At 65.1% G+C, this 17,426-nt stretch carries 14 protein-coding genes and 1 tRNA gene; 1 reads left to right on the forward strand and 14 read right to left on the reverse strand.

Going from position 1 to position 17,426, the window contains the following annotated elements; all coding sequences use genetic code 11:
• The first annotated feature begins 200 nt into the window (after positions 1–200).
• Positions 201–2,531 carry a TonB-dependent receptor gene (locus tag HFK18_RS19810; RefSeq protein ID WP_180167577.1) on the forward strand — a complete coding sequence of 777 codons (2,331 nt, stop codon included), beginning with the start codon at positions 201–203 and terminating at the stop codon, positions 2,529–2,531.
• 57 nt (positions 2,532–2,588) lie between these two features.
• On the opposite strand, the gene HFK18_RS19815 is transcribed toward HFK18_RS19810, so the two are convergent.
• From HFK18_RS19815 to ftsH, 14 genes are all read right to left on the reverse strand, one after another.
• Positions 2,589–2,681 (reverse strand) — tRNA-Ser (locus tag HFK18_RS19815).
• A 78-nt stretch (positions 2,682–2,759) separates the two neighbouring features.
• The gene (gene csrA / locus HFK18_RS19820) at positions 2,760–2,963 is read right to left on the reverse strand and encodes a carbon storage regulator CsrA (RefSeq protein WP_025878924.1); all 204 of its coding nucleotides are present in this window, start codon (positions 2,961–2,963) and stop codon (positions 2,760–2,762) included.
• 148 nt (positions 2,964–3,111) lie between these two features.
• Positions 3,112–5,760: an alanine--tRNA ligase gene (gene alaS, locus HFK18_RS19825; protein WP_180167578.1), complete on the reverse strand. Its 2,649-nt coding sequence runs from the start codon at positions 5,758–5,760 to the stop codon at positions 3,112–3,114.
• Between the two features lie 105 nt (positions 5,761–5,865).
• Entirely contained in the window at positions 5,866–6,357 is a 492-nt protein-coding gene (gene recX, locus HFK18_RS19830) for a recombination regulator RecX (protein WP_089240275.1), read from the reverse strand.
• Positions 6,358–6,466: 109 nt separating this feature from the next.
• Positions 6,467–7,504, reverse strand: coding sequence for a recombinase RecA (gene recA, locus HFK18_RS19835; RefSeq protein WP_180167630.1), 1,038 nt, complete (start codon positions 7,502–7,504; stop codon positions 6,467–6,469).
• A 201-nt stretch (positions 7,505–7,705) separates the two neighbouring features.
• Entirely contained in the window at positions 7,706–8,341 is a 636-nt protein-coding gene (lexA, locus tag HFK18_RS19840; RefSeq protein WP_089240271.1) for a transcriptional repressor LexA, read from the reverse strand.
• A 211-nt stretch (positions 8,342–8,552) separates the two neighbouring features.
• Positions 8,553–10,235, reverse strand: coding sequence for a 2-polyprenylphenol 6-hydroxylase (gene ubiB / locus HFK18_RS19845; RefSeq protein WP_180167579.1), 1,683 nt, complete (start codon positions 10,233–10,235; stop codon positions 8,553–8,555).
• Positions 10,236–10,270: 35 nt separating this feature from the next.
• Positions 10,271–10,765 (reverse strand): nicotinamide-nucleotide amidohydrolase family protein, encoded by a 495-nt coding sequence (locus tag HFK18_RS19850; RefSeq protein WP_088101362.1) that lies wholly within the window; start codon positions 10,763–10,765, stop codon positions 10,271–10,273.
• 103 nt (positions 10,766–10,868) lie between these two features.
• Entirely contained in the window at positions 10,869–12,179 is a 1,311-nt protein-coding gene (gene hflX, locus HFK18_RS19855; protein WP_089240267.1) for a ribosome rescue GTPase HflX, read from the reverse strand.
• 14 nt (positions 12,180–12,193) lie between these two features.
• Complete coding sequence (gene hfq, locus HFK18_RS19860) at positions 12,194–12,469, reverse strand: RNA chaperone Hfq (protein WP_025878916.1); 276 nt, start codon at positions 12,467–12,469, stop codon at positions 12,194–12,196.
• A 95-nt stretch (positions 12,470–12,564) separates the two neighbouring features.
• Positions 12,565–13,518, reverse strand: a complete 954-nt coding sequence (gene miaA / locus HFK18_RS19865; RefSeq protein ID WP_180167580.1) for a tRNA (adenosine(37)-N6)-dimethylallyltransferase MiaA — start codon at positions 13,516–13,518, stop codon at positions 12,565–12,567.
• Positions 13,518–14,414, reverse strand: a complete 897-nt coding sequence (gene folP, locus HFK18_RS19870) for a dihydropteroate synthase (protein ID WP_180167581.1) — start codon at positions 14,412–14,414, stop codon at positions 13,518–13,520. Before folP ends, miaA begins: the two co-directional genes overlap by 1 nt.
• A gap of 729 nt (positions 14,415–15,143) precedes the next feature.
• Positions 15,144–15,329, reverse strand: a complete 186-nt coding sequence (locus HFK18_RS19875) for a hypothetical protein (protein WP_176021091.1) — start codon at positions 15,327–15,329, stop codon at positions 15,144–15,146.
• A 98-nt stretch (positions 15,330–15,427) separates the two neighbouring features.
• Positions 15,428–17,365 (reverse strand): ATP-dependent zinc metalloprotease FtsH, encoded by a 1,938-nt coding sequence (ftsH, locus tag HFK18_RS19880; RefSeq protein ID WP_162292006.1) that lies wholly within the window; start codon positions 17,363–17,365, stop codon positions 15,428–15,430.
• Positions 17,366–17,426: the final 61 nt, after the last annotated feature.

The following is a 17,426-nucleotide window of genomic DNA, read 5'->3' on the forward strand; positions in this document are numbered from 1 at the left end:
TCCTTTCGAGTGGAGAAAGTGCTGCAGGGTGCGGTCTGGGGTACCGGCAATGGCCGATGCTGCGCGCCAAAGTCCGGTCGTGCAAGCGACCACGCTGCCGGCGATGGCCAGGCCCAATCTCCCCCTGCGCCGTCCCCCTCCGGCTTGTGAACCTAAATAGTTACGTTATAACATTTCACATTATTTTCACGGAGTGCGTCATGCGTCGTCACCTGCTTGCTGCAGCCATCCTGTTCGTCGTCCACAACGCCCATGCCAGCGACGACCCCACCCTGCCCGCCGTCCAAGTCGAGGCAAGCAAGCCCTCCCGGATCGACAGCATCGTCACGGTCGAGGCCTCGCAGGCCCAGAACCGCACCCTCGGCGGCATGCTTGAACATGTCTCCGGCGTGCAGAACAGCGCCTTCGGGCCCAACGCCGGCGCACCGGTCATCCGCAGCCTCAGCGGCAACCGCGTGCAGATCCTGGAGGACGGCCAGTCCATCCTCGGCATGAACGCCTTCAGCGGCGACATCAACATTCCCTTTGACCCGCTGTTCGTGCGCAGCGTCACCGTCAACAAATCCTCCGATACCGTCCGCTACGGCGGCAACGCCATCGGCGGCAGCGTCGACATCGACTCCGGCCTGATCTCGCGCACGATGGAGGGCAAGGACCAGTCGATGGAACTGGTCCTGCGCAAAGGTTTCAACGCGGCCGATGCGCAGGGTTTCCGCATGAACTTCAACAACCAGCGGAATGTCTCGACGAACCTGCAGGTCTCTCGGCAACGCATCTCGTACTACGACATTCCCGGCAACAGCAAGGCCGGCGTCTGCAACACCCGCCTGTTCCCGGCCACCGGCGGTGTCAATTCGGCGCTGGCCGACAGCTGCCAGAAGGAAGCGCGCGTCCAGCAGCTCTACAACAAGGCCTCGCAACCCTACATCGACCAGTTCATGACCGAGAACCCCGATTGGGCCGATGGCGATTTTTCCTTCTACACCAACAGTCCGACCTCGGTCTGGCAGCGCCGCACCTACATCAATCCAGTCAACCCGGCCTATGTCGCCGGCACGCCTTCGTACGTACAGAAACAGATCAACAACGATGTGACCCCCGATTACCACCATCGGCTGGGTAACAGCTACTCACGCAGTTCGCAGGTGGCACTCGGCTCGACCTGGTTCTTCGATCGCGGTTACGTCGGCGTCAGCATCGATGCCAAGGACAGCGAATACGGTGTGCCGGGCTTCTCGATGCAGAACCTGTCCTTCGGCGCGAACCCTGCCGACGGCCTGCCGGTGGGCGTGGTGATCAAACAGCAGCGCTACGCCCTGGAAGCATTGCTGCGGGACCCGCTGCCGCACGTCGAACGTGCCGAACTGCGGGTTTCAAAACTGGACAACACCTCGGGCGAGCGCCTGGGCTCGACCAGGGCCAACGACTACGACTTCCAGAGCACCCAGGCCGAACTGCTGCTGGCACATCAACCCGTCGGGCCGCTCAGCGGCGTGCTGGGCCTGAGCCATCAGGCGCGCGACGTCACCGGCAGCGGCGCGCTGCGCTACCTGCCTGATGTGGAAACGCGCAGCAACGCGGTGTTCCTGAAGGAAACCCTCGACGTCGGCTGGGCGTCCTTCGATGCCGGCGTCCGCCATGAACGCGTGGACCATGACCTGCAGCCCAGCCGCTTCAAGACCTCGCGCAATGCTGCCAACACCACGCTGCAGGACCGCTCCTATCGTCTCAACAGTTACACCCTGGGTTCGTATATCGAACTCGGCCCGCTGTTCGCCGCCAAGGTGCGCTATTCGTCCTCGCAGCGCGCACCGGAGATCAACGAGCTGTATGCCAGCAACGCGCATTACTCGGTAATGACCCAGGAAGAAGGCAACCAGAACCTGCAGCCGGAACGCGCGAAGAACTTGGAGTTGACCGGACTGTTCCACCTCGGTGGCTTCGCGCTGTCGGCCACCGCCTACCGGATGAAGTACGAAAACTACCTCTACCAGGGCCACTCCGGCATGCAGATGGCCAACCGCCTGCCGCTGAAGTACTGGAAGCAGACCGACACCACGGTGAAGGGGTTCGAGATCGATGCCTCGCAGGCGCTCGACCTTGGCGGCTACGGGAAATTGAATCTGTCCGCCTTCGCCGATCTGGTCAGGAACCAGGCCGATCGTCCGGACACGCTGCGCGCGCACAACGACGGCGAGTACCTGCCGAACATGCCGACCAACCGCTATGGCGCCACCCTGCAATGGCAGCGCGACAGCTGGAAGGTACAACTCTCCAGCACCTACTACGACAAGCAGAAGTACCTGGGCCGCAACGTCAGCGAAGAGATTCCGCTGGATGCATTCAACCTGGTCGATCTGCAGGTCAGCCGCGAGCTGCCAGTACGCAATGCGTACATCGCTGGGATGGAAGTGTTCGTCAACGGCAGCAACCTTCTGGACGACGACGCCCGCCCACACAACTCGCCGTTGAAGTACATCGCACCGCTGCCCGGTCGCGGGTTCCAGGTCGGCGTGACCGTAAGGCTTTAAGCGAGCTGAAAAGAAAAACGCCTGCAGATCGAGGATCTGCAGGCGCTTCTTTGTATCTGGCGGAGCGAGAGGGATTCGAACCCTCGATAGAGCTTTTGACCCTATACTCCCTTAGCAGGGGAGCCCCTTCAGCCGCTCGGGCATCGCTCCGGGGTTTTCTCCGCGTCTGGTGCGTTGCACCTCAGCGGGGCGTGAATCATAACGTTAATCACGCGCGAAGGTAAAGCCTTATTCCGCAGAATTTTCACCACCGGTGCTGCCGGCTTCGTCACCACGCTGGATGCGCTGGTAGATCTCTTCGCGATGCACAGCGACGTCCTTCGGCGCAGTGATGCCGATACGCACCTGGTTACCCTTGACGCCAAGCACGGTGACGCTCACCGAGTCACCGATCATCAGGGTTTCGCCGACGCGGCGAGTCAGGATCAACATTTTTTTAAGTCTCCATGGAACCGTGTGGAAGGGTATCCCCCACCGGCTTGACGCTCCGTCAAGAAGCGCGCCCACGACAAAGGGAAAAGATTCGCAATGGTACCGTCAGCCGTCCCGCTCCTACAAGGAGGGGGACGGCAGGGGTTCATCACAGGCGGGGGCTGACCCATTCGACGACCGCAGCCAGCGCGGTGGCAAGGGCGGGCCCGTCCTCGCCACCACCCTGGGCGAGGTCCGGGCGTCCGCCGCCCTTGCCCCCGATCTGACCGGCGATATGGGACAACAGTTCCCCGGCCTTGACCTTGCCCATTGCACTGCCGTTCACGCCCGCGACCAGGGCTGCCTTGCCGTCCTGGGCACCGGCCAGCACGATCACCGCGTTGCCCAGCTGCTGCTTCAGGCGGTCCATGGCATCGCGCAGGGCCTTGGCATCGAAGCCTTCCAGACGGACGGCCAGCACCTTCACACCGGCGACCTCGACGGCCTGCCCGGACAGATCAGCCGTGGCGCCGGCAGCGACCTTGGCCTTCACGGCCTCCAGTTCGCGCTCCAGCTGCTTCTGGCGCAGGCCCAGCGCACGGATCTTTTCGACCACGTCGGCAGCGCTGCCACCCAGCAGTTCCGCGGCCTCGGCCAGGCGCGCCTCCTCGGCGTCCACGTAGTCCAGCGCGCCCTGGCCGGTGACGGCCTCGATACGACGCACACCGGCCGATACGCCGCCCTCGGAGGTGATCTTGAACAGACCGATGTCACCGGTCCGGTTGACGTGGGTACCACCACACAGCTCAGTGGAGTAATCACCCATCTTCAGCACGCGCACGTTCTCGCCGTACTTCTCGCCGAACAGGGCCATCGCGCCGAAGTCCAGCGCCTCCTGCATGCCCATGTTGTGCACTTCCACAGCGTTGTTGACGCGCACCTGCTGGTTGACCTTGCGCTCGATGATCGCCAGTTCCTCGGCGCTGATCGGCTGGAAATGCGAGAAGTCGAAGCGCAGGCGGTCCGGCGCCACCAGCGAGCCCTTCTGCTGCACGTGGGTGCCCAGCACTTCGCGCAGGGCAGCATGCAGCAGGTGGGTGGCCGAGTGGTTGAGGATGGTGGCGCCCCGGCGCTCGCCATCAACCTGGCCGGACAGTACATCACCGATCTTCAGGTTGCCCTGGGTGAGCTTGCCGACGTGGCCATGGAACTGGCCCGCGAACTTCTGGGTGTCGCTCACCTGCATCTGCACGCCGGCAGCGGACAAGATGCCGGTGTCGCCGACCTGGCCGCCGGATTCGGCGTAGAACGGGGTCTGGCTGGTCAGCACGATGACCTCGTCACCGGCCTGGGCAGCGTCCACCGGGCGGCCATCCTTGAGGATCGCGACCACGTTGAGGCCATCGGCCTGCAGGCGGTCGTAGCCGAGGAAGACGGTCGGCTTGAGCGTGGCGACCAGATCGGCCGACAGGGTCACGCCGCCACCGAACTTGCCGGCGGCACGCGCGGTCTCGCGCTGCGTTTCCATCGCGGCGTTGAAGCCCTCGATGTCCACGGTCAGGTCACGCTCGCGGGCGATGTCCTGGGTGAGGTCGAGCGGGAAGCCGTAGGTGTCGTACAGGCGGAAGGCGTCCACGCCCGGAATCACGCCATTGCTGACCTTGGCGGCGACGTCGTCGAAGATCTTCATGCCCGAGTCGAGTGTTTCAGCGAAACGCTCTTCTTCGGCCTGCAGTGCACGCACGACGGTATCGACCTGCGCCGGCAGTTCCGGATAGGCCTCGCCCATCTGCTCGACCAGGGTCGGCACCAGCTTGCTGAAGAACGGCTGGCGCACGCCCAGCATCCAGCCGTGTCGCAGCGCGCGGCGGATGATACGGCGCAGCACATAGCCGCGGCCTTCGTTGGACGGCAGCACGCCATCGACGATCAGGAACGAACAGGCGCGGATATGGTCGGCGATCACCCGCAGCGACTTGTTTTCCAGATCGGCGGTGCCGGTCAGTTCCGACGCCTTGCGGATCAGCGCCTGGAACAGGTCGATCTCGTAGTTGGTATGCACGTGCTGCAGGATCGCGGCCAGGCGTTCCAGGCCCATGCCGGTGTCCACGCACGGCGCCGGCAGCGGCATCAGCGTGCCGTCCTGCTGACGATCGAACTGCATGAACACCAGGTTCCAGATTTCGATGAAGCGGTCGCCATCTTCATCCGGCGAGCCCGGGGGGCCACCGGCGATATGGTCACCGTGGTCGTAGAAAATCTCGGTACACGGACCGCACGGACCGGTATCGGCCATCTGCCAGAAGTTGTCCGAGGCGAACGGCGCACCCTTGTTGTCGCCGATGCGAACGATACGTTCTTCCGGAATGCCGATCATGTCGCGCCACAGCGCGTAGGCCTCGTCGTCGGTCTGGTAGACCGTGACCAGCAGGCGCTCGGCCGGCAGCTTCCAGACCTGGGTCAGCAGCTCCCAGGCCCAGGCGATCGCATCCTTCTTGAAGTAATCGCCGAAGGACCAGTTGCCCAGCATTTCGAAGAAGGTGTGATGGCGGGCGGTGTAGCCCACCTGGTCGAGATCGTTGTGCTTGCCACCGGCACGCAGGCAGCGCTGGACGTCGGCCGCGCGCACGTAGCTGCGCTTTTCCGCGCCCAGGAACACGTCCTTGAACTGCACCATGCCGGAGTTGGTGAACAGCAGGGTCGGATCGTTGCCCGGCACCAGCGGCGCCGACGGCACGATGGTGTGGCCTTTGCCCTTGAAGAACTCAAGGAAGTCGCTGCGGATCTGGGATGTCGTGAATTTGGCGGATGCGTTCATGGGGGCTGGCAGTCTGCGGGCCGGGGCCCGTGCCGCCGGCCGCAGTGGCCAGGGTCGAACGGACCGCCGAAACCCCAAAGGGTATCAGGCCCGGCGCCATCAGTCTCAGTCGTCCGGATCGTAACGGGTCGCACGGCGGATGCTGTCGCCATCAAAGCCCCGGCGAGCCAGCAGATCGGCGGCCTTGCGACGCTGCGCCAGGTCCTGCGGGCCAGCCTCACCGAAGCGGCGACGGACCAGATCCCGGGCGTTCTCCGTCCAGTCGCCTTCAAAGGTCTCCATGGCGGCAGCGATCTGCTCGCTGTCCAGTCCATGGGTGCCCAGTTCGGCACGCACATGGATGGGGCCGTAGCCGGTATTGGCGCGCATGCGCACCAGATTCTCGGCAAACCGGGTGTCGTCCTGCCAGCCAGCCTCGGTCAGCTTGTCGACCGCGGCCTGCGCCGCCTCGCCCTCGATACCCCGGGAGGTCAGCTTGCGGGTCAACTCCTTGCGCGAATGCTCACGCCGCACCAGCAACCCCAGGGCGCGCTGGACAGGCGTCTGTTCGCGCACGCGGCGCTTGCGGCCGGGTGCCGGGGCGTCGGAATCGTTCATGCTCGCCTTCAATCAAATGCGCCGTCCCTGGCGCGTCCCCCGTCGGGGAAACCGAATCTGCAGGACAGGGCGACGTCACTGACGGCGCCGCCCTGCCCCACAGCAAGCCTTACTCGTCGTCGCCTTCGTCTTCGCCTTCCTCACGGACGGCTTCGGTCGGCTGGAACTTTTCGCGCAGCTCGGCCTCGAGCTTGGCCGCAACCTGCGGGTTGTCGCGCAGATAGCCACGGGCGTTGTCCTTGCCCTGGCCGATGCGCTCTTCACCGTAGCTGTACCAGGCACCGGCCTTCTCGACCAGCTTGGCCTCCACGCCCATATCGATCAGTTCGCCTTCACGGCTGATGCCCTCGCCGTACAGGATCTCGGTGATGACCTGCTTGAACGGCGGAGCCAGCTTGTTCTTGACGACCTTGATCTTGGTCTGGTTGCCGATGATCTCGTCGCCCTTCTTGATCGCACCGATACGACGAATGTCCAGGCGCACCGAAGCGTAGAACTTCAGCGCGTTGCCGCCGGTGGTCACTTCCGGGCTCTGGCCCGGCATCATCACGCCGATCTTGTGACGCAGCTGGTTGATGAATACCACCAGCGTATTGGAACGCTTGATGTTGCCGGTCAGCTTGCGCAGTGCCTGGCTCATCAGACGGGCCTGCAGACCTGGCAGCTGGTCGCCCATCTCGCCTTCGATTTCAGCCTTCGGGGTCAATGCGGCCACCGAGTCGACCACCAGGATGTCGACCGAGCCGGAGCGGACCAGCATGTCGGCGATTTCAAGCGCCTGCTCACCGGTATCCGGCTGCGACAGCAGCAGATCGTCAACGTTGACGCCCAGTTTGCCTGCGTAGATCGGGTCCAGCGCGTGCTCGGCATCGATGAAGGCGGCCGTACCGCCCAGCTTCTGGCACTCGGCAATGGCCTGCAGGGTCAACGTGGTCTTGCCGGAGGATTCCGGTCCGTAGATTTCAACCACGCGGCCCTTGGGCAGGCCACCAATGCCCAGTGCGATATCCAGCATCAGAGAACCGGTCGGAATCGCCTCGACGGGCTCGACCACACGGTCGCCCATGCGCATCACCGAGCCCTTGCCGAACTGCTTTTCGATCTGGCCCAGAGCTGCAGCGAGGGCGCGCTTCTTGTTCTCGTCCATCGGATTGGTCCTTGCAGAGGTCACGTCGTTGGAGGTGCTGTCTTTGGAAGTCTTCTTGGCCATGGGTTCACTTTAAGGCTGGCGTATCGCACAGGCTGAGATTCTGCCCGGCGTTCGGAAAAAAATTATCGGACATCCGTACCAACCTCAGCAGAACCAGAGAATCGCCACAAAAGACCGCGGGAATTGCAGGGTGAATCGTCAACGGTTCGGTCGCAGCAGCCCGCAGTACAGGCCCTCGATCGAGAAATCCTGGTCAGGAAGCACGTCGATCGGTTTGTAATCGGGATTGCGCGGCAGCAACCGGATCCGGTCCTTGGCGATCTTCAACAGCTTGACGGTGATCTCGTCATCGATGCGGGCCACCACGATCTGCCCCGAATGGGCGTCACGGGTGCGGTGCACACCGATCAGGTCGCCATCGAAGATGCCTTCGTCGATCATCGAGTCGCCCTGCACCTTCAGCAGGTAGTCCGGCGCCGGCGAGAAGAACACCCGGTCCAGCACCACGAAATCATCCGAGCCGATGTCGGCGCCGATCGGCAGACCCGCCGCGACCCGTCCCAGGATCGGCAGGCGCAGGACGCTGTCGGGCAGGCCCGGCTCGGCAACCTTCTCCACCGGTGGTGCCTGCACCAAGCGGATGCCGCGTGCCTGGCCCGGTACGCGGCGGATCGCCCCGGCCTGCTCCAGCGCCTCCAGGTGGTACTGCGCTGCTCGCACCCCCTTGAAGCCGAAGGCACGTGCGATTTCAGTCTGCGAAGGGGGCGCCCCTTCGCTCTCGATACGCTCGGCGATCAACTGCAGGATCGCCTGCTGGGTGTCGGTCAGGTCCATGGTTAGTAGTATTACTACTAACATCCGGGACTGCAAGTGCCGGGGGCGATTGCGGGAAGCGCGAATACCGCCGGGCATGGCCCGGCGCTACCGGGAATGCGGCGTGACGGGTCGGGGGTGGCAGAAGCGAAAGCAGCCGACCAGCGGTCGGCTCTACAGGAATCGCTGCGCGACTCCGCGGTTCCCGGCGGGAATCACCGCGGCAAGCGCACTACGTGTGCTTGCCGCTTCTCCAGATCGAGAACAGGATCCACACCCCGCAGAACCCTGCGCCGATGAAACCGCACACGCCCAGCGCCAGCAGCCAACGGCTGGAGACGCCGCCTACGCTGTGCATCACGATCGAAGAACCGATGATCAGGGCCGCAGTGACGATGCCCATCACCATCCGGTTCGCGGCGCGATTGACCTGGTCGCCGAAGCCCTGCAGCGCGCTGGTCTCGACCTTCAGCTGCAGGCGGCCCCGGCGCGCAGCCTGCACCAGCTTGCGCAGATCCCGCGGCAGTTCACCGGCAAAGTCGATCATGCCCAGCAGACTGCGCCGGCCACGCTTGAACAGCGCCCGCGGCGCATAGCGCTGCAGTACCACCCGCTCCAGGAACGGGCGTGCTGAGCTGGCCATGTCGAAGTCCGGGTCGAGCTGGCGGCCCATGCCCTCCAGGGTCAGGAAGGCCTTGATCATCAATGCCAGATCCGCCGGCAGGGTCAGGTTGTAGCTGCGCAGCAGCTGGGTGATGTCGCCCAGCATCAGGCCGATCCGCAGGTCCTTCAGCGGCACGCCACGGTACTGGTCGACGAACAGGCTGATGTCGTGCTGCAACCGGTTCTCGTCCACTTCCACGCCACCCGCCCAGTCCAGCAGCACATCGGCCACGCCCTGCGGGTCCTGTTCCACCAGACCATGCAGCAGCTGCGCGACCTGGAAGCGGCGCACCTCCGACAAGGCGCCGACCATGCCGAAATCGATCACACCGATGCGGCCGTCACGCAGGTAGATGATGTTGCCCGGGTGCGGATCGGCGTGGAAACTGCCGTCCTCCAGCACCATCTTCAATACGATGTCGGCACCACGCCGGGCCAGTTCACGGCGGTCGAGTCCGGCCGCATCGACACCGGCCAGATCACGTCCCGCAATGCCGTCGACGAAGTCCTGCACGTTCAGGCTTTCGCAGGTCCATTGCCAGTGCACCGCCGGAATCAGGATATCGTCCCGCCCTTCGAAGTTGCGTGCGATGCGCTCGGCATTGCGGCACTCCGCGGCGAAATCCAGCTCGCGCCGCAGCGACACGGTGAACTGCTGCACCACCTCGGCGGGCCGGTAGCGGCGCAGATCCGGCAGGCGGGCTTCGACGATCTCGGCCAGCCGTGCCAGCAATCGCAGATCGGCTTCAACCACGTCACGGATACCGGGACGACGCACCTTCAACACCACTTCGCGGCCATCGCGCAGCCGCGCACGATGGGCCTGGGCCAATGAAGCAGCGGCCATCGGGGTTTCATCAAGGAAGGCGAACACCTGCGACGGCGGTGCACCGAGGTCGGCCTCCAACTGGTCGCGGATCTTCTCGTAGGGCAATGCAGGGACCGCGTTCTGCAGCTCGGAGAGTTCGGCGATCCAGTCCGGCGGCAGCAGGTCGACGCGGGTGGCGAGCACCTGGCCCAGCTTCATGAAGGTCGGCCCGAGATCCTGCAGGGCGCTGCGCACGCGTACCGGCGCAGTCATCCGCAGCATTTCCTGCCGTTCCTCGTTCCAGTGCAGCAGGCGGCCGGTACGCTCCAGTACCGTGGCCAGGCCGATGCGCCGCACGACATCGCCGAAGCCGTAGCGGATCAGGACGGCGGCGATTTCCTGCAGCCGACCAAGGTCACGGACAGTGCCCAGCGTCTCCCACATCGTTGCCTACTCCGGTTGATTGCCGGAGCAGCATGTCACAGCTGGGCGTCGATACCGTGCAATGCCGCCGCTACGGTTTGCCGGCGGATGGCTTCACGGTCACCGTCGAACTGGAACAGCTCGGCACGGGCATAGCCGCCGCGTCGCTTCCAGCCGATCCAGACACTGCCGACCGGCTTGTCCGGGCTGCCACCGCCCGGCCCTGCGATACCGGTCACTGCCACCGCGATGCCGGCGCCGGAATTGACCAGCGCCCCGGACACCATCTCCAGCACGGCTTCGCGGCTGACCGCACCGAACTGTTCCAGCGTCTGCGCGCGCACGCCGAGCAGGCGCTGTTTCGCTTCGTAGCTGTAAACCACCATGCCGCAGTCGAAGAACGCCGAGGAACCGGCGATGTCGGTCATGCACTTGGCGATCCAGCCACCGCTGCAGCTTTCAGCAGTCACCAGCTGCAGCGAAGCCTGCTGCAGGCGCTGGCCCAGCGCAGCGGCCTGGGCGTTGAGTTCGGCGTCGGTCGGGAAGGACATCGGGGTAGCTGAAAGGTGAAGAACCTGCACGTTGTACCGCAGATCGCAAGGTGGTGTCGCGGCACGGGGCCGCAGGAACTGCCGGCCAGCGGCCGGCACTACCTCACCATTCGGGCAGCTTTTCCGGCAGCAGGGCCCGGATCGGCTCGCCATCGGCGCTGGCCGCCAGCTTCTCGGCCTCGGCGATGGGAAGATCGACCTGCAACAGCCAGCCTTCTTCATCGGCCTGTTCACTGCGGACCACTTCCAGCTGGTGCAGGCGCGCGCGCAGGCGGCCGGCACTGGGCGGCAGGCGCAGCTCGCCGGTGACGTGCTGCAGACCCAACCGCTTGCCGAGCACGGCCTGCAACAGCTCGATGCCCTGCCCGTCGCGTGCGGAAATCCACACCCGCTCACGCCGCGATTCATCCGGCACACCGTCCTGGCCATCGTGACGCACGTCGGCACCCTCGATGCGGTCGATCTTGTTGAACACCAGCAACTGCGGCAGGTCGCCAGCACCGACGGCGGTCAGCACTTCGTCGACCTGGGCGATGCGCTCCTCGCGGTGCGGATCGGCGGCATCGACAAGGTGCAGCAGGAAATCCGCTTCCCGCGCTTCAGACAGGGTCGAGCGGAAGGCCGCCACCAGGTCATGCGGCAGGTCGCGCACGAAACCAACCGTATCGGCCAGCACGACGTTGCCACCGGGCACGGCGATCCGGCGCACGGTCGGATCCAGGGTCGCGAACAACTGGTCAGCCGCATAGGCCTCGGCGCCGGTCATCGCATTGAACAAGGTCGATTTGCCGGCATTGGTGTAGCCCACCAGGGCCACCCGCGGCAATTCGCTGCGCACACGCGCACGGCGCATCTGGGTGCGCTGTACTTCGACTTTTTCCAGCCGCTTCTGCAGTTGTTCAACCCGCTTCTGCAGCAGGCGACGATCGGTTTCCAGCTGGGTTTCACCCGGGCCGCGCAGACCGATCGAACCACCACGCTGGCGCTCCAGATGGGTCCAGCCACGCACCAGGCGCGTCGCCATATGGCGCAGCTGGGCCAGCTCGACCTGCAGTTTGCCTTCATGGCTGCGCGCACGCTGGGCAAAGATGTCCAGGATCAGACCGGTACGGTCGATCACCCGACGCTCCAGGAAACGTTCCAGATTGCGTTCCTGGCCCGGGCTCAACGCGTGGTTGACCAGGATCAGGTCTGCGCCGGTTGCTTCGGCGGCGGCCTTGATCTCATCCAGCTTGCCGCTGCCGAGCAGGGTCGATGGATTGGGACGATCCAGGCGCGCGGTGATGGTCACCGCGATGCTGGCCCCAGCCGAGCGGGCCAGATCACCGAATTCTTCCAGCACATCGTCTTCCAGCTTGCCGAAATGCGGCTGGATCAACAGGGCGTGTTCGCCCTTTTTCGAGCGGTCAAACATTCACCGCTCCAACATCATTCGTCTGCTTCATCACCCGCCTGACCATCCTCACCTGATTGCACGTACCCACCACCCGGGCCGACCTTGACGTTGCGCGCCGGCACCACGGTGGAAATGGCGTGCTTGTAGACCATCTGGCTGACGGTGTTGCGCAGCAGGACCACGAACTGATCGAACGATTCGATCGTGCCCTGCAGCTTGATGCCGTTGACCAGGTACACCGAAACCGGCACGCGTTCGCGCCGCAGTGCATTCAAGAAAGGATCCTGCAGCGATTGCCCCTTGGACATTGCACACTCCTGATTATTGTTCTTATTGGTAGCCGGCGGTTGCCGCGGCCCCCGAGCCGCTTGCCGGCCCATGATGGTACACGGCCAGCGTCGGTTCAGCGTGCAACGAAGGTCGACACCGCGCCTGCCAGGCGCTCCCTATCCATATGGGGGTCGAACCAGCGCGCATCAAGCTCGCCGCGCAGCCAGGTCAGCTGGCGCTTGGCCAGTTGCCGGGTGGCGAAAATGGACTTGTCACGGAAGCGGGCCTCGTCCCCCTCGCCGTCCAGGTATTCCCAGGCCTGGCGATACCCAACCGCGCGGACGGCTGGCAGGTCCAGCGGCGTGGCGACCGCCTGCATGTCCGGCAACGCACGCAGCGCGCGCACTTCATCGAGAAAGCCCTGGGCGAGCATGGCGTCGAAACGCGCCTCGATGCGGTTGTGCAGCACGGCGCGGTCGCGCGGCGCCAGAATCAGCTTCAATGTACGCACCGGCAACGGGGCGACGCCGGGGCGACGCTGCCATTCACTGATCGGCGTGCCGGTCAGGCGGTAGACCTCCAGCGCCCGCTGGATGCGTTGCGGATCGGTGGCATGGATGCGTGCAGCGGCGGCGGGATCGACGGTGGCAAGTTCGGCATGCAGGGCGGCCCAGCCACGCTCGGCAGCCTCGGCGCTCAGCACGTCGCGCATCGCCGGGTCTGCTTCCGGCATCGGCGACAGCCCCTGCAGCAGCGCACGGAAGTACAGGCCCGTGCCGCCGGCCAGGATCGGCGTCTTGCCCCGGGCGACGATGTCGGCCACCACGCGGCCGGCATCGGCGGCGAACTCGGCGGCCGAATAGGTCTGCCAGGGATCGCGCAGGTCCAGCAGGTGGTGCGCTGCCTGCGCGCGTTCGCCGGCATCAGGCTTGGCTGAACCGATATCCAGCCCGCGATAGACCAGCGCCGAATCGACGCTGACGATTTCACCATCCAGCTGCTGCGCCAGCGCGATCGCGGTCGCGGTCTTGCCGCTGGCGGTCGGGCCCATCACGGCGATCGCCAGCGGCCGCTGATCCACTGCCATCAGTCTTCGTCCGGCCAGCGGAGGGTCGGTTTGGCATCTACCCGAACAGCAGGCACCGCGTCGACCGCCTGCCAGACCTTCAAGGCATCGACCGTAGCTGCAACGTCGTGCACTCGCACGATACGGGCACCGCGCTGCACGGCGATGAGGTGTGCGGCCACGGACGCAGCGACGCGCTCGGCCGGTGACTCGCGACCGGTCAGCTCGCCCAGGCTGCGCTTGCGCGACAGCCCGGCCAGCATCGGCACGCCCAGCTCGAGAAAGCGCTCGGAGCGGGCCAGCAGGGTGATGTTGTGCGCGGTGCTCTTGCCGAAGCCGAAGCCAAGATCGATCAGCAGATTCTTCTTGGCGATGCCGGCCATCTCGGCGGCGAACAAGCGCTGCACCAGGAAGCCATGCACCTCGGTGACGACATCGTCGTACTGCGGGTCGGCCTGCATGTGGCCCGGCTCGCCCTGCATGTGCATCAGCACCACTGGCACGCCAGTGTCTGCCGCGGCCTCCAACGCGCCATCCTGGCGCAGGCCGAAGATGTCGTTGATCATCCCGGCCCCTGCAGCCACTGCGGCACGCATCACCTCCGGCTTGAAGGTGTCGATGCTGATCGGCACCGGCGTGCGCGCAGCCAGCTGCTCGATGACCGGAACGACACGACGCAGCTCTTCGTCGATCGACACCGGCGCCGCGCCCGGGCGGGTGGATTCGCCGCCGATATCGAGCAGGTCGGCGCCCTCCTCCACCAGCTTCAGGCCGTGCGCGACCGCCGCTTCGGTGGTGTCATGGGCACCGCCGTCGGAGAACGAATCCGGGGTGACGTTGACGATCCCCATGACCCGAGCACGGTCCAGGCGCAGGATGCGGCCGGCGCAATCGAGCTGGGGAGAGATATCGAACATGGCAGATCCTGCGGGCAACGAAGGGTAGTTTACGGCGGCAGGGCTGCGCCCTGCACCCGCAGAGGCCAGGTCTGGAGCAACAGCAACAGCGGGTTTTCGTGGGATGGCGGGGTGGGTCCGGTTGTGGGGGACGCCGTGAACCCCCAGACCTGCCCAGCCGCTGGCGGCTGTGCGTTCGGGCGCTTGCGAAGCAGTGCTTCGCAAGCAAAGCGCCCTCACCCATGGAGGCTTGGCCGCGGCATCCATGCCGCGGACACCCCCGCAACCGGACCCACCCCGCCTTCGACCGTTTTCCGGCGGCCAGTAGATCCACGCCATGCGTGGATGAATCTCCAGCGGAATCGAACATCTCGACAATTGAACGAAGAGCATCCACGCATGGCGTGGATCTACGTGTCGACCAAGGTCGACACCTACCAAAAGCAGCCCAACAGCAGCGGGAAATTGTCGAAGGCGGGGCGGTGTCGGATTGCGGGGTGTCAGCCGCATGGATGCGGCTGCCAAGCCTCCATGGGTGAGGGCGCTTTGCTTGCGAAGCACTGCTTCGCAAGCGCCCGAACGCACAGCCGCCAGCGGCTGGGCAGGTCTGGGGGTTTACGGCGTCCCCGCAATCCGACACCGCCCCGCCATCCCCAGGAAGCCCAGCTGTTGCCGTTGCTGTTGAGGTTGCCGGCCAGCGGCCGGCACTACCGCCTCTGCAGGTGCAGGGCGCAGCCCTGCCGCAGAACCCTACCTGCGACGGCGCTTCCGGTCCACGTACAGCGTCTTGATGATGCTCAGCAGGATGCCCACTGCGATACCCACGCCACAGCCCAGCAGCAGATTGTCCACGGTCAGGCCAACAGCGACGCCGACCACGGTGGCGATCACCATCTCGGCAGTGTGGGAAATCGGTTCAGGCTTGGGGGCGGACATGCGGACTCCAGCGGACTGTCGGGATCGGATGGGCCAGGGCCCGGAAACAACAAGGCCGGGTTGCCCCGGCCTCGTCTTGCATTGCGCACGGCAGGCCGTCAGATCGATTCGGCCGGACCGGCGATCGGCGGCAGCGGACGGGCGTCGCCACCCTTGTCATTGCCGCCATCGTCCTTGCTCGACTTGGTCCAACCCATCGGCGGCGGCGGATCGCGGCCTTCCATGATGGCGTCGATCTGCGGCGCGTCGATGGTTTCGTACTGCAGCAGCAACTGGGTCATCGCATGCAGCTTGTCGACGTTGGCGGTCAGCAGTTCGGTGGTCCGGGCATAGGCCTTGTCCAGGATGCTGCGCACTTCCTCATCGATGCGGCGCGCCGTGTCGTTGGACACGCTCTTGTGCTGGGTGACCGAACGGCCGAGGAACACTTCATCGTCCTCTTCACCGTAGGCGATCGGGCCAAGGGTCTCCGACAGGCCCCACTTGGTGACCATGTTGCGGGCCATCTTGGTGGCGCGCTCAATGTCGTTGGACGCACCGGTGGTGACCTTGTCCGGCCCGAAGATCAGCTCTTCGGCGACACGACCGCCATACAGCGAGCACAACTGCGAGTTGATCGCCACGCGGTTGATCGAGTACTTGTCGCCTTCCGGCAGGTACATGGTCACACCCAGCGCACGGCCGCGCGGAATGATGGTGACCTTGTAGACCGGATCGTGCTCGGGCACCAAGCGGCCGACGATGGCGTGACCGGCTTCGTGGTAGGCGGTGAGGGTCTTCTCCTCCTCGCTCATGGCCATCGAGCGGCGCTCGGCGCCCATCAGGATCTTGTCGCGGGCACGATCGAAGTGGTCCATGCGGACCTCCTTCTCGTTGCCACGGGCGGCGAACAGGGCGGCCTCGTTGCAGAGGTTGGCCAGGTCGGCACCGGAGAAGCCCGGAGTACCACGCGCGATCACCATCGGCACGACGTCGTCGGCCAGCGGCAGCTTGCGCATATGCACCTTGAGGATGTGCTCGCGGCCCTTCACGTCCGGCAGACCGACCACCACCTGGCGGTCGAAGCGGCCCGGACGCAGCAGCGCCGGGTCCAGCACGTCCGGACGGTTGGTGGCTGCGATCACGATCACGCCTTCGCCGCCTTCAAAACCGTCCATTTCGACCAGCAGCTGGTTCAGGGTCTGCTCGCGCTCGTCATGGCCGCCGCCCAGGCCGGCACCACGGTGACGGCCGACGGCGTCGATTTCATCGATGAAGATGATGCACGGCGCGTGCTTCTTGGCCTGCTCGAACATGTCGCGCACACGGCTGGCGCCGACGCCGACGAACATTTCCACGAAGTCCGAACCGGAGATGGAGAAGAACGGCACCTTGGCTTCGCCGGCGATGGCCTTGGCCAGCAGCGTCTTGCCGGTACCCGGCGGGCCGACCATCAGCACGCCGCGCGGAATCTTGCCGCCGAGCTTGGTGAACTTGGACGGGTCACGCAGGAAGTCGACCAGTTCGCCGACTTCTTCCTTGGCCTCGTCGCAGCCGGCAACGTCGGCGAAGGTGACCTTGATCTGGTCTTCGCCCTGCAGCTTGGCGCGCGACTTGCCGAAGGACATCGCGCCCTTGGCGCCGCCGCCACCGCCCTGCATCTGCCGCATGATGAACAACCAGAAGCCGATGATCAGGATGACCGGCAGGAAATTCATCAGGATCGCGCCGAGGGAGATGCCGCTGGACGGCTCTTCCTGCACGATCTCGACATTCTTGGTGCGCAGCACGTTGATCAGGTCGCGATCGAACGGCGCGGTGATGGTGGACGACTGCCCACCCCGGGTGGTGTAGGTGATCTGGCTGGTACCGCCGCGCGTATCGCCGCCGAAGGCGACCTTCTGCACGTTGCCGGTGTCCACCTGGTCCAGGAACTGCGAGTACGAAGCGCCCTGCGCCCCGGCCCCCGAGGTCTTGGGCGAGAAGCTCTGGAAGACCACCATCAGCACGACGGCGACGACCACCCATAGCAGGAGGTTCTTGGTCAAGTCGTTCATCCTCATTGGCTCCGGTGTTCCTCTTAGTGCTGGCGTTGCGTTGGGGTCGAACTTACGGGGT

It is taken from the genome of Stenotrophomonas sp. SbOxS2 (genome assembly GCF_013416715.1).
GTDB lineage: Bacteria > Pseudomonadota > Gammaproteobacteria > Xanthomonadales > Xanthomonadaceae > Stenotrophomonas > Stenotrophomonas lactitubi.

What these genes read in the sequence shown, in the direction of transcription:
- ftsH (WP_162292006.1), bottom strand. Translation starts at nt 17,365, where the DNA reads ATGAACGACTTGACCAAGAACCTCCTGCTATGGGTGGTCGTCGCCGTC.
- recA (WP_180167630.1), bottom strand. Translation starts at nt 7,504, where the DNA reads ATGGACGAGAACAAGAAGCGCGCCCTCGCTGCAGCTCTGGGCCAGATC.
- HFK18_RS19810 (WP_180167577.1), top strand. Translation starts at nt 201, where the DNA reads ATGCGTCGTCACCTGCTTGCTGCAGCCATCCTGTTCGTCGTCCACAAC.
- HFK18_RS19850 (WP_088101362.1), bottom strand. Translation starts at nt 10,765, where the DNA reads ATGTCCTTCCCGACCGACGCCGAACTCAACGCCCAGGCCGCTGCGCTG.
- lexA (WP_089240271.1), bottom strand. Translation starts at nt 8,341, where the DNA reads ATGGACCTGACCGACACCCAGCAGGCGATCCTGCAGTTGATCGCCGAG.
- miaA (WP_180167580.1), bottom strand. Translation starts at nt 13,518, where the DNA reads ATGGCAGTGGATCAGCGGCCGCTGGCGATCGCCGTGATGGGCCCGACC.
- hfq (WP_025878916.1), bottom strand. Translation starts at nt 12,469, where the DNA reads ATGTCCAAGGGGCAATCGCTGCAGGATCCTTTCTTGAATGCACTGCGG.
- recX (WP_089240275.1), bottom strand. Translation starts at nt 6,357, where the DNA reads ATGAACGATTCCGACGCCCCGGCACCCGGCCGCAAGCGCCGCGTGCGC.
- csrA (WP_025878924.1), bottom strand. Translation starts at nt 2,963, where the DNA reads ATGTTGATCCTGACTCGCCGCGTCGGCGAAACCCTGATGATCGGTGAC.
- hflX (WP_089240267.1), bottom strand. Translation starts at nt 12,179, where the DNA reads ATGTTTGACCGCTCGAAAAAGGGCGAACACGCCCTGTTGATCCAGCCG.
- folP (WP_180167581.1), bottom strand. Translation starts at nt 14,414, where the DNA reads ATGTTCGATATCTCTCCCCAGCTCGATTGCGCCGGCCGCATCCTGCGC.
- alaS (WP_180167578.1), bottom strand. Translation starts at nt 5,760, where the DNA reads ATGAACGCATCCGCCAAATTCACGACATCCCAGATCCGCAGCGACTTC.
- ubiB (WP_180167579.1), bottom strand. Translation starts at nt 10,235, where the DNA reads ATGTGGGAGACGCTGGGCACTGTCCGTGACCTTGGTCGGCTGCAGGAA.
- HFK18_RS19875 (WP_176021091.1), bottom strand. Translation starts at nt 15,329, where the DNA reads ATGTCCGCCCCCAAGCCTGAACCGATTTCCCACACTGCCGAGATGGTG.